Raw genomic sequence first — 11,955 nt, forward strand, 5'->3', positions numbered from 1 at the left:
AAAATTATAATTTATGGCAATAGTAAAACCATTTAAAGGCTTGCGTACTCCAGACCAGAAGGTATGTGAGGAATTGGCTTGTCTGCCTTATGATGTGATGAATTCGGAAGAAGCTGCACAGATGGCTTCCGGCAAACCGAAGTCTTTGTTGCATGTGACCCGTGCTGAGATTGACTGTCCGGCAGGAACGGATATTCATTCTGAGACGGTTTATCATAAGAGTGTCGAGAATTTTAAAATGTTTCAGGAAAAGGGATGGCTTGTGCAGGATGAGGAACCGAAGTTCTATATTTATGCTCAGACGATGGACGGACGCACTCAGTATGGAATTGTGGGGTGTGCGGCTTGTGAGGATTATATGAACGGGGTTATAAAAAAACATGAATTGACCCGTCCGGATAAGGAGGAAGACCGGATGGTACTGACCCGTTATGTAAATGCTAACCTGGAGCCGGTTTTCTTTGCTTACCGTGCTGTGCCTGAGATTGATGCTATTGTTGAAAATATTGTAAAGAATCAGAAAGCTGATTATGATTTTGTGGCAGAGGATGGCTTCGGACATCATTTCTGGGCAATTCATTGTCCGGAGACGAACAAGCGTCTGGAGGAATTGTTTGCGACCAAAGTACCGTATACTTATGTGGCTGACGGTCATCACCGGACGGCTGCTGCTGCCCGTATCGGTGCTGAATATAAAGCAAAGAATCCGCATCATACTGGTAATGAAGAATATAATTTCTTCATGGCAGTGCATTTCCCCGATCATCAGTTAAAGATTATTGATTATAACCGTGTGGTAAAAGACCTGAACGGTCTGACGGAAGCTCAGTTGTTGGAGAAGCTGAAAGCTCATTTTGAGGTGCAAGAGATGGGAACTGAGGTGTATCATCCTGCCAAATTACATGAATTCAGTATGTATCTGGCCGGAAAATGGTACCGTCTTACCGCTAAACCCGGCTCATACAATGATGCAGACCCTATCGGGGTTTTGGACGTGACTATTCTTTCTAAGCACGTATTGGCTGATATTCTGGATATACAGGATTTGCGTACTTCGAAACGGATTGATTTCGTCGGAGGTATCCGAGGATTAGGAGAATTGAAAAAGCGGGTTGATAGCGGTGAAATGAAAGTGGCTTTTGCTCTCTATCCGGTGTCTATGGAACAGTTGCTGAATATTGCCGATACAGGTAATATCATGCCTCCGAAGACAACATGGTTTGAACCGAAGCTCCGGTCAGGATTGGTTATCCATAAGATTTGACGGATTGCTTATTAATAAAAAAATACCATCTCTTTGATGGTATTTTTTTATGTCCGTAACTTAGTATTTTAACCATTTATAAAGTTCTTTCCAACTGGGTTTCTTGCCGTACATAAGGATACCGACACGGTATATTTTGGCGGAGAGCCAGGTGAAAAAGATGAATGCGGCAATGAGCAGGGCGGCTGATACCAGAAGTTCCCACGTAGGGACGCCGAAGGCCATGCGGACGAGCATGACTACGGGTGAGGTGAACGGTACAAATGATGCCCAGTAGACAATAGACGTTTCGGGGTTTCGCATGGCAGCAATACCGATATAGAGGGCTGCAACCAGGACAATGGTTAAAGGTGTCATGAATTGCTGGGAGTCGGTTTCGTTGTCGACAGCGGCACCGATAGCGGCGAAGATGGAAGCATATAACAGATAGCCTGCCAGGAAAAAGAAGATAAATGCCGCAAAGAAACTGATGATGTATGATGGGGCAATGGTTTGTGCAATGTTTTTTACCATTTCAAGTTGTTCGACGTCTAAGTTGTTGGTCTGTGCCATGGCAACAAGGTCTGTTGTGTTCCGCAGGCTTTCCATGTCGATATTGGGCATAAAAGCGCTTAGCAGAGCCATAACGGAGATGAGGCCGATAAAAATCCAGATGAGAAATTGTACCAATCCCACGGAGGCTACTCCGATGATTTTTCCCATGAGGAATTGAAAAGGTTTTACGGACGACACCAATACTTCAATGATGCGGTTGGTTTTTTCTTCGATGACGCCACGCATAACGACCGACGCATACAGGAAGATAAACATGTAAATGGCCATGCCTGCAATTAAGCCGATGATGGAAGCAATGGCTGACGAGCTCTCTTTGGCTTCGCCTGTGTCCGATTGTTTTAAAGTGCGGATTTTTACCGGGGTTTTTGTGGCGTTCAGTTTTTTTTCCAGGTCAGGTAAGTTTGTTTCGGTAATTACCGCAGCTTTTTTTATATTTTCGATTTTATTCTGCAGTTGGGTGTGAATGTTACTTTCCAGTTCCGGAGGAATCTGGGAGAAGGAGTTTATGGTGATGTCCGCTTCTTCCATGACATTGGCAGGAATCCATAGTATGGCGTAATATCCGTTTTTCTGGAGATAGTCTGCCGATTCTTCCTGTGTAATATTTTCATCGGTGTATATGAAATTGGTGTTGTTGATTTTTTCCAACGGGGTTTTGATGGATGAAGCGTTGATAACAGCGATTTGTCTTTCTTGTGTATCTTTTTTCAGCATCATCCACATCAGAAAGGCGTAGAATGCAACGAAGAGCAAAGGTACGGCTATGGTGGTGATCAGGAACGATTTTTTCTTTACCCGGGTAGTAAATTCACGACCAATAATGATAAATATTTTATTCATGGTATTGATTTTTATTGCTCTTTCACAAGTTTGATAAAGATGTCATGCATGCTGGGAATGATTTTGTCGTAGGACAGGATATCCGTGTGGCCGATGAAGCGGGAGAGCAGAGTATTTGTCGGGCAGTCGGTCAGTTTTTGTAGTACGATGTCCTGGCGTATGCCTTCCGTACGGTTGGAAAGTACCTCAAATTCTTTACCTGCCAGCTCTTCTACGTCGATTTCGTCGTTAGGGCGGATGCTCAGTTGATAGGAGTTGTTGGCATATTTTTCACGGATTTCATTGATGGGGCCTTCGACGATTTTATGCGATTTGTTGATGAGGGCGATGTGGCTGCATATTTCTTCTACGGAACTCATGTTGTGGGTAGAGAAAATGATTGTAGTTCCTTTTTGCCGCAGTTCCAGGATTTCTTTTTTTAATAACTCTACGTTAATCGGGTCAAATCCGCTGAACGGTTCATCAAAAATCAGCATTTCGGGTTGATGGAGGACGGTGGTAATGAATTGAACTTTCTGTGCCATACCTTTGGAAAGTTCCTCCACTTTTTTGTCCCACCATGCAGCGATTCCGAATTTTTCAAACCAGGCTTTCAGTTGACGGATAGCTTCACTCCTGCTAATTCCTTTCAGACGGGCTAAATAGACTGCTTGTTCGCCGACTTTCATTTTTTTATACAATCCCCGTTCTTCCGGCAGATAGCCGATACGGCTCATGTCAGAGATAGCCAGTGGTTTCCCTTTAAAAAAGAGTTGTCCTGAATCCGGTCCGGTGATTTGGGTAATGATGCGGATTAAAGATGTTTTTCCGGCTCCGTTGGGACCTAACAAACCGTAAATAGCCCCTTCCGGAATTTCTATCGAAACATCATCCAGAGCCCGGTGACTGGCGTAATTTTTGGTAATGTGTTCTGCAACAAAAAAACTCATGATAGTAAGTGTAGATAATAAATGTGCTGGCGTGTTTACGCCAGCACATAGAATCATATTCAGACGGCTTCGTTTTCTTCCATTTCGATCATTAACGCTCCTTTGGGAATTTTATCCCCGACATTGACGCAGATCTTTTTTATTTTGCCGGAAAAAGGGGCAGTCAATTGGTTATTCATTTTCATGGCTTGCAGGATCAATAGAGATTCTCCTTCTTCAACTGCCTGGCCTTCTTTTACCTCAATATGCATGATCGTACCTGGAATGTGGGAGGTCAACAAATAGGGATTGGGTTCCTCCCATTTTTTCCGGTTTATCCATTTCTGGGTAAGCTGGGTTTTGTATTCCACGCCGTTCAGCATAAATTTTTCAAGTTTAACACTCATTTTTCCTCCTTTTATGAAGTTATCAATTTATTTAGAACGGGGGTATACCGTGTTTTTTATCCGGTGTTACAACCGTTTTGTTTCCGGAAACTTCGATAGAATGTTTCAGTAATAAACGGGTTTCTGACGGTTCTATTACCGAATCGATATATCCCTTGGAAGCTGCAACATAGGGATTTGCAAATTTTTCCCGGTATTCAGCCACTTTCTGTTTGCGGGTTTCTTCCGGGTTAGCCGATTCTTTAATTTCCTTACGGAAAATAATGTTGGCGGCTCCTTCCGGTCCCATTACAGCAATTTCTGCGGTGGGCCATGCAAACATAAAGTCTGCTTTCAGGTGGCGGGAGTTCATGGCAATGTAACCTCCGCCGTATGCTTTACGCAGGATGACCGTCACTTTAGGCACAGTTGCTTCGCTGTAAGCATATAGTACTTTGGCTCCGTGGCGGATTACTCCCATGTATTCCTGTTCTACGCCCGGCAGATATCCCGGCATATCTTCGAATGTCACCAATGGAATATTGAAGGCATCGCAGAAGCGGATAAAGCGTCCGGCTTTGTCGGCAGAATCACAATCCAGTACTCCGGCAAGTACCAACGGTTGGTTGGCAACGAAACCGATGGTTTCTCCATCGATGCGTCCGAAACCGACTACAATATTTTGTGCAAAGTTTTCCTGGACTTCAAAGAAATCGGAATCGTCGGCAACTGCTTTGATGATGTCCCGGACATCATACGGCTGTGTCGGATCGGCTGGAAGGATTTTTTCGATATTGTATTCTGCTTTCGGTGCTTTGGCAGGGAAAGAACGGGCTTTACGCTGATTGTTCCAGGGAATGAAAGTCAGCAGTTTTTTGATTTGTTCGAAGCATTCCTGTTCCGTGGAAGCAAAGAAATGGGCATTTCCGCTCACACAGGCGTGTACGCGGGCTCCTCCTAAATCCTCCATCGTGACTTCTTCACCGAGTACGGTTTTTACTACTTCAGGACCTGTAATGAACATTTTGGAAATGTTGTCTACTACAAACACGAAGTCAGTTAATGCCGGGGAATAAACGGCACCTCCGGCACAAGGGCCCAGAATGACGGACAATTGTGGGATCACGCCGGAAGCCTGGGTGTTTCGGAAGAAAATTTCTCCATATCCTGCCAACGAATCTACCCCTTCCTGGATACGGGCACCACCGGAATCGTTGATTCCGATAATCGGCATGCGCATTTTGATGGCATGGTCCATGATTTTGGTGATTTTCCGGGCATGCATTAATCCCAGTGAGCCTCCGGCAACTGTAAAGTCTTGTGCATAAATAGCAACAGGTTCTCCGTATACCGTGCCGGTACCGATTACGACACCGTCTCCGTGGAGAACCTTTTTATCCATATCAAAATCTTTAGATTGATGCTCTACGAACATATCGTACTCATGGAAAGAACCTTTGTCCAAAATCCCCTCAATGCGCTCACGAGCCGTGAGTTTCCCCATAGCAGCCTGCTTTTTAATAGCATCTTCGCCACCACCTTGAAGTACGATCTCTTTCCTTTTTCTTAAGTCAAGAATATTCCTTTTAAGTGACATAGTAATTTATTTTGTTAATAAATTGTGTGCTTTTGATTTAGAAACTTACACACCATTCAATTTGCAAGATTACGGAAAAAAAATGATTTATGAAATAGTTTTTGGGACAGTATTCTGTATGTATAAGTGGTAGAAGAAGTTCCGGCTGATTTTTTTTTACGATTTATTTTGTTTTTTTTACAAAGGTGGAACCGGAAGGTCAGGTACTGAGAATGATTTCCGGGAAATCCGTTTTTAGGTTCAGAATACTTTTTCCACTATTTGACCGATGTAGGAAATAGGACTGCGTCTCAGGCTGTTGATGTAGAGATAGCATTGGCCGTTATACCTGATGTCGATATTGATTTTATAGGTGTCGTTTTTCCCGGCAACAGAAAATTGATAAGAAATGGACGGGTGGCGCCCTTTTCCTTTGATGCTTTTATTCAGGTCTGTCATGGTGTTGCTGAAAACAATGCCTTTGGGCCCGGTTTGAGGCATGGCATAACCGCTTCCGTAATAGGGCAGATATCCTGCAGCCCTGTTGTCCCGGATGACGATAAAGGCACTGTCTTGGGAAATCCTGATATTCTGGTCTGTATAGGGCGTCATGGGTTGAAGATAAAAAGTATGGTGGGTGGTGGCAATCGTATACTGCATCTCAAACCGGTTGCTGTCCACCAATGTCCTGATGGTTTGAAAGTCCGTAATGGGGACCGGAGTCTGGCCCTTGCTGTGGAAAAGGATGAGAGCCATTCCTACGCTGCATATGAGAAATCTGAACATGCTTCTTTTTTCAGAATGTACGTAGGATGGCTTTTTCGGTTACAAAACCGGTTGCTCGACTCGCTTTCCGGTCTGTTTTAACTCCTCTCCGGAGAGGGGGTGGATGGTGCCTGAATAGGAAATATGTGCCCGGTTGTGGCTTGTCAGGCTGACGGAACAATTTCGGTTTGCAGCTATATCTATACTGAATTGGAAAAAATCATTCTGACCCGGTACGGAGAAACGGTAAGTAATCCGTTTTTTCTTCTTTTTACCGGTTGTTTTCATGCTTTGATTTTGTATGGGGGCTTTGAATTCGATACTCCCGTTTCCATTGTAGGGCAGGGAATAGGCCCGTCCGAAAAAGGGGAGCTTGCCTTCTGCCATACTGTCGCAGAGGATAATTTCGCCTTTCGGATTGAATGGAGTAACGTCCATCCCGTTTTGCGGATAAACCCGGTCAATTTGGATCTGAAAATGCCTGCTTTCTACTAATTCCCGGGTACGTTGAAATTGTTCCTCCGGGTTTTCTGCTTTTGTCCGTTGCGATTGGGCATGCGTTGTCACGGCAGACAAAGCCAGTAAAAAAAGAAGATAAATTGCTTTCATGATTTGAGATATTAGGTGATTTTATTCTCCGGCTGTGATGACATACATCTCTTCCGGTTGCCAGTATTTTTGGGCCAGTTGTTTTAATTCTGCGGGAGTACAGGCTTTGATCTGTTCAATCATGGTTGTGTAGAACCGGTTGTCCAGCCCGTAATTCAGTTTATGTTTTAAAGCGTCTGCCTGGGCGAAAACACCGTCTATCTCCCTGAGTATATCGCCATGCAGGAAATTTTTTACCAGTTGCAGTTCTTCGCTGGGTACCGGTTCTGTCTGCAATCTACGGATTTCCTTTTCAACTTCCTGTAAAGTGGCCTGGGTGTATTCTTTGTTGACTTCCGTGGTGATACACCAGTAGCTGCTTTGTGGCATGCATACGTTGAAAGACTGGATGCCGTAGGTATAGCCTTTGTTTTCCCGGATATTAGACATCAGCCTTGAACCGAAGTATCCTCCCAGGATAGTATTCAGTAACATGAATCCCGCGTAGTCCGGGTCGGTAAGGCTTACACCGGTTTTACCGATTCTGATACTGGTCTGGACGGCCGGAGCTTTGTAAACCGGGTAATGCCCCGCTTTTTCCGGTTGGAAAATGGGGGTGTGAAAATCCTCTTCCGGTGCGGGTGCCAGGGTGTAAGAAAAGGCATTGTTTACCAATTTCAGGAGAGAATCGTTTATATTGCCGCAGAGGACGAGCCGGCATTTCCGGGTATGAATATATTTTTGGTAGAAACTCCGGATTTGTTGCAATGTGGTGGCGGTGTAATCCTGTTCCCGGATTTGATTGGCGTACGGATGGTTTGCTCCGAATAAAACAGCTGCAAACTTTTTGCGTGCGAGGTAAGAGGTTTTTTCCTGGTTTACCAGAAATTCCTGCCGTTTATTGGTCAGGAATATTTTCAGCTCTTTTTCCGGGATGGTGCTTTCTGTCAGCAATTCGGCCAGCATGCGGACGGTGGGTTCCGCATATTTATTCAGGGAAAGCAGGCTGACTTCCGATTTGTTCAATCCGCAGCAGAAATCAATGTATGCTCCGTAATAGTCGAAAATGCCGGCAATTTCTTCCGCATTATGGTGCAGGGTGCCTTCTCCGAGCATATTGATTGTGGTTGCAGCAATCAGGGGAGATGGTTGGTAATATATCCCGGCTTCGAAGATGACATCTATTTTAAAGACTTCCTGGTTTGGGTCGTGCAGGTATATGGCTTCTGTCCCGTTATCCAGTGTAAAATGCTCCGGGGTTAACAGTTTCGGAGCGGATAAAGGAACGATGGAAGGGGCTGTGTTTCGGTTGGGCATATACTTTAATTTTTCTTTTTCAGATACCACAAGGTGGAACAATTTTCTTTACGGAAGGTTCCGATGGCTGTTGTTTTGATTTTTTCCGGTGTGACAGCCAGGTAATGTGACGCTTCCGTATTGATAAGTTCCGGATTGTTCAGGAATTCAAAGAAAGCCAGGTTGGTGGCTTTGGTTTGGTAGTTGATTTCGCTGAAAGAAATACGGGATTCGGTTTTGTGGATTACTTTTTGCAGTTCCCGTTCGGATATGGTGTCCCGGATAAATTTTTCAATCTCTTCTTCTATAGCCTGGTCGGCCTGTCCGATGGTAGTTCCTTCCGACAGTTTGCCGCTGAAAATAAATAGCCCGGGGTCCTTGTCTCCGGAGACATAAGCATCTATGGCGGAGAAAAGCCGGCTGTTTCTGAGCAAGTTCACATACAAGCGGGAAGACTGGCCATTGGAAAGTATGTCTGAAATAATGTCACAGGTGTAAAAGTTTTCGCTGGTCCGGCCTCCCATGTGGTATACTTTGTAAATTGCATCGGCCGGTACATCGTTGTCCGGAATAACCAACCGCCTTTCCCGGGTTTGAAGAGGTTCGCCGGGGATTTCCGGGAGAGGGAGGTGGTGGGCTGGTATATCTCCGAACCATTTCTCTACGAGTGAGAAGGCTTTATCGGTTTCTATGTTTCCGCTTAGGCTGATAATGGCGTTGTTCGGTGCGTAATAGTGATGGAAAAAGTTTTTAACGTCCGTTAGTGTGGCTTTTTCGATGTGTTCCGGTGACATGCCGATGGTAGGCCAGCGGTAGGGATGTACCTGATAAGCCAGGGGCCGCAGTTTTAACCATACATCGCCGTAGGGATTATTCAGGTATCTTTGTTTGAATTCTTCAATCACGACCTGTTTTTGTACATCCAGGGCATGTTGGGAAAAGTTCAGGGCTGCCATCCGGTCGGATTCCAGCCATAAAGCTGTTTCTATATTATCTGCTGGGATAGTGATGTAATAGTTGGTCAGGTCGTTGGTGGTGTAAGCGTTGCTGTCCCCTCCTGCCAACTGTACATGGCGGTCATAGTCTTCCACGTGTGCGGAGCCGCCGAACATCAGATGTTCAAACAGATGGGCAAAGCCGGTCCGGGTGTCCTGCTCATTGCGTGAGCCTACTTTATATAAAATATTGACAGACACAAAAGGAGTGTTCCTGTCCGTGTTGCAGAGGACTGTCAGGCCGTTTCTCAGTAGGGTACGGTTAAAATGGATCATAGGGATGTATTGTCATCAAAAATGAGAAATATAGTCAAGGCTGCTCAATTCGTTTAATCTGTCCCGGTAGTCTCTTATCAGGTCTCGGATGATTTCCGCAACATCCTCTTCTCTGGTGAGCATAGAAGCAATCTGTCCGATTTCCAGCTCGCCTTCCGTCAGATTGCCTTCAAAGATGCCTTGTTTTGCCCTGCCTTTTCCCAGTAATTCTTTTAGGGTTTCGGCTTTGGCTCCTTCTTCTTCCAGTTTTTTTACTTTTTCGTAAAATTCGTTTTTTATCAGCCGGGTAGGAGCCAGCTTTTTAAGGGAGAGTATCGTGTCTCCTTCCCCTGTTTCAAATACGCGTTGTTTAAAATCCGGATGGGCGGAAGATTCGGAGGCAACGGCAAAACGGGTGCCGATTTGTACTCCTTCCGCCCCTAATGCGAAGGCGGCCAGCATGGCTTTTCCCGAAGCAATGCCTCCTGCTGCTATGAGAGGAAGCTGACAGTGGGCTGCCACACTGGGGATCAGGGTCAGGGTCGTGGTTTCTTCCCGTCCGTTATGTCCTCCGGCTTCAAATCCTTCGGCCACGATAGCATCGCATCCTGCTTCTTCGCATTTTTGAGCGAAAGAGGTACTGCTTATGACATGCACTACTGTTATGCCATGTGATTTCAGAAAGGAAGTCCATTTTTTCGGACTCCCGGCAGAAGTAAAAACGATTTTTACTTTCTCTTCAATTAAGAGTTCCATCACCCGTTCAATTTCGGGATACAAAAGCGGTACATTCACTCCCCAGGGATTGTTTGTTGCAGTTTGCATCTTCCGGATATGGAACAGCAAAGTATCCGGGTGCATGGAGCCTGCTCCGAGCAGCCCCAGACCTCCGTTGTTACTGACGGCTGATGCGAGGCGCCAGCCGCTGCACCAGACCATGCCTCCCTGAATGATGGGATATTTTATACCAAACAATGCTGTGATTCTGTTCATTTTTCAGTTTTCGGTTTGATTTCACAAAAATAACGTAAACGGGAGTTGCCGGGTTGATATATCTTATTACAAATGTAGGAAATTTATATAAGAAAAGAGGTTTCCCCGAAAAATTTCAGGAAAACCTCCGTATTGAAAATTAAAGTTGAATTATGCTTTTTGGATATTGGGTAACTCAAGGCCATATCCTTTTTTCTTGTCTTCGGCTTTGAGCATCAGAGCAATGATTAATGCCAGAATACCAAAGCAGGCAAAAATAGCCATCGGAATGGTATAGTCATAGGCGGGCTGGCCTTCTCCTCCCAATTTGCAATAGCGGTCCAATACCCAGCCGATCAGGGCAGGTACTCCCATCAGTCCCCAGTTTTGTACCCAGAAGATGAGGGCATAGGCCGTTCCCAGTTGTTTTTCCGGGATGATTTTGGGTACTGAGGGCCACATGGCAGACGGTACGAGGGAGAAAGCGACTCCCAGTACGATCATGATAATTGTAGCAAACCACCAGTAGTTTAGGAGAGGAAGGGCAAAAAGCACATGAACGCCAATCAGCATAAGGGCGCCAATCAGCATGATGGTGGCACCTTTCCCCTTGTGGTCGTAGAGATTGCCGAAGAAAGGAGTCAGGAACAAAGTGCCCAAAGGCAACAGACTGGGAATGATACCTGCCAGTTCCGGGTCTACGGCATATTTGTTGACCATGAGGTCAGTTGCGTATTTCAGGAAAGGGAATACGGCGGAGTAAAACAAAACGCATAATAGGGCGATTAACCAGAATCCTTTATTGGCAATGATTAACCAGATGTCTTTTACGCGGAAAGACTCCTCTTCTTCCTGCTCGTCACCGATGGAAGCTTCCAGTTTTTTGTCCATAATGGTATAGACGATAAAGGCAATTAAGCCGATGCAGAGCATAATCAGGCAAAGCAGGATAGGGGCAGAAATGCTATGGCATGCATGGGCAAAAGGTACGGTGACACTCATGGCTAACATGGTTCCTAACCGGGCTGTTGCCATTTCGAGTCCCATGGCCAAGGCCATTTCGTAGCCTTTGAACCATTTTACAATGATTTTGGAGACGGTGATTCCTGCAATTTCAACGCCAACGCCAAAAATGGCATACCCCAAGGCTGCAATGGCAACCTGGGCTTTCATTCCGAGTATTGTCCCTTCTAAGGGCAGGAATCCGGAAACGGCCCCGTATTTGATGGCACAACCGATAAGCATCAGGGAACAAGCTCCCAGGCCTGTGAGGCGTACGCCGATTTTATCCAGGATGATACCCCCGAAAATCAGCATAAGCAGGAAAACATTAAACCATCCGTAGGCACTGGTAAAAATACCGTAATCGGTGCTGGACCAGAGCAGTTGTTCTTCCAGCATGGGTTTTAGCGGTGCCATCACATCGGTCAGGAAATAACCGCATAACATCGTGAATGCAACGACTGCTAAGGCTGTCCAGCGGGCTGCCTTTGAATCGCGTAAAGTTTGACGAATTTTTTCAACCATGATTTTTTATTTAGATGAATATATTTTA

Annotated in this window: 11 protein-coding genes; 1 reads left to right on the forward strand and 10 read right to left on the reverse strand. The window is 45.3% G+C overall.

What is annotated here, in order from left to right:
* Positions 1–13: 13 nt before the first annotated feature.
* The gene (locus tag D1136_RS08875) at positions 14–1,264 is read left to right on the forward strand and encodes a DUF1015 domain-containing protein (protein WP_161877283.1); all 1,251 of its coding nucleotides are present in this window, start codon (positions 14–16) and stop codon (positions 1,262–1,264) included.
* A gap of 60 nt (positions 1,265–1,324) precedes the next feature.
* Here the strand turns inward: D1136_RS08875 and D1136_RS08880 are convergent, their stop codons facing one another.
* The 10 genes from D1136_RS08880 to D1136_RS08925 form a co-directional block, all read right to left on the reverse strand.
* Positions 1,325–2,659 (reverse strand): ABC transporter permease, encoded by a 1,335-nt coding sequence (locus tag D1136_RS08880; protein WP_161877284.1) that lies wholly within the window; start codon positions 2,657–2,659, stop codon positions 1,325–1,327.
* An 11-nt stretch (positions 2,660–2,670) separates the two neighbouring features.
* A complete protein-coding gene (locus tag D1136_RS08885; protein WP_161877285.1) occupies positions 2,671–3,588 on the reverse strand; it encodes an ABC transporter ATP-binding protein in 918 nt (305 codons plus the stop codon).
* 59 nt (positions 3,589–3,647) lie between these two features.
* Complete coding sequence (locus tag D1136_RS08890; protein WP_161877286.1) at positions 3,648–3,974, reverse strand: acetyl-CoA carboxylase biotin carboxyl carrier protein subunit; 327 nt, start codon at positions 3,972–3,974, stop codon at positions 3,648–3,650.
* A 31-nt stretch (positions 3,975–4,005) separates the two neighbouring features.
* The gene (locus D1136_RS08895; RefSeq protein ID WP_161877287.1) at positions 4,006–5,550 is read right to left on the reverse strand and encodes an acyl-CoA carboxylase subunit beta; all 1,545 of its coding nucleotides are present in this window, start codon (positions 5,548–5,550) and stop codon (positions 4,006–4,008) included.
* A gap of 240 nt (positions 5,551–5,790) precedes the next feature.
* Positions 5,791–6,315: a DUF4251 domain-containing protein gene (locus tag D1136_RS08900; RefSeq protein WP_161877288.1), complete on the reverse strand. Its 525-nt coding sequence runs from the start codon at positions 6,313–6,315 to the stop codon at positions 5,791–5,793.
* Positions 6,316–6,354: 39 nt separating this feature from the next.
* Positions 6,355–6,903: a DUF4251 domain-containing protein gene (locus D1136_RS08905; protein ID WP_161877289.1), complete on the reverse strand. Its 549-nt coding sequence runs from the start codon at positions 6,901–6,903 to the stop codon at positions 6,355–6,357.
* A 21-nt stretch (positions 6,904–6,924) separates the two neighbouring features.
* A complete protein-coding gene (locus D1136_RS08910; protein ID WP_161877290.1) occupies positions 6,925–8,199 on the reverse strand; it encodes a pitrilysin family protein in 1,275 nt (424 codons plus the stop codon).
* Positions 8,200–8,204: 5 nt separating this feature from the next.
* The gene (locus tag D1136_RS08915; protein ID WP_161877291.1) at positions 8,205–9,449 is read right to left on the reverse strand and encodes a pitrilysin family protein; all 1,245 of its coding nucleotides are present in this window, start codon (positions 9,447–9,449) and stop codon (positions 8,205–8,207) included.
* Between the two features lie 15 nt (positions 9,450–9,464).
* Entirely contained in the window at positions 9,465–10,421 is a 957-nt protein-coding gene (locus D1136_RS08920) for a nitronate monooxygenase family protein (RefSeq protein WP_161877292.1), read from the reverse strand.
* A gap of 150 nt (positions 10,422–10,571) precedes the next feature.
* Positions 10,572–11,927: an MFS transporter gene (locus tag D1136_RS08925; protein WP_161877293.1), complete on the reverse strand. Its 1,356-nt coding sequence runs from the start codon at positions 11,925–11,927 to the stop codon at positions 10,572–10,574.
* Positions 11,928–11,955: the final 28 nt, after the last annotated feature.

Source organism: Odoribacter sp. Z80, from assembly GCF_009935865.1.
Taxonomy (GTDB): Bacteria; Bacteroidota; Bacteroidia; order Bacteroidales; family Marinifilaceae; genus Odoribacter.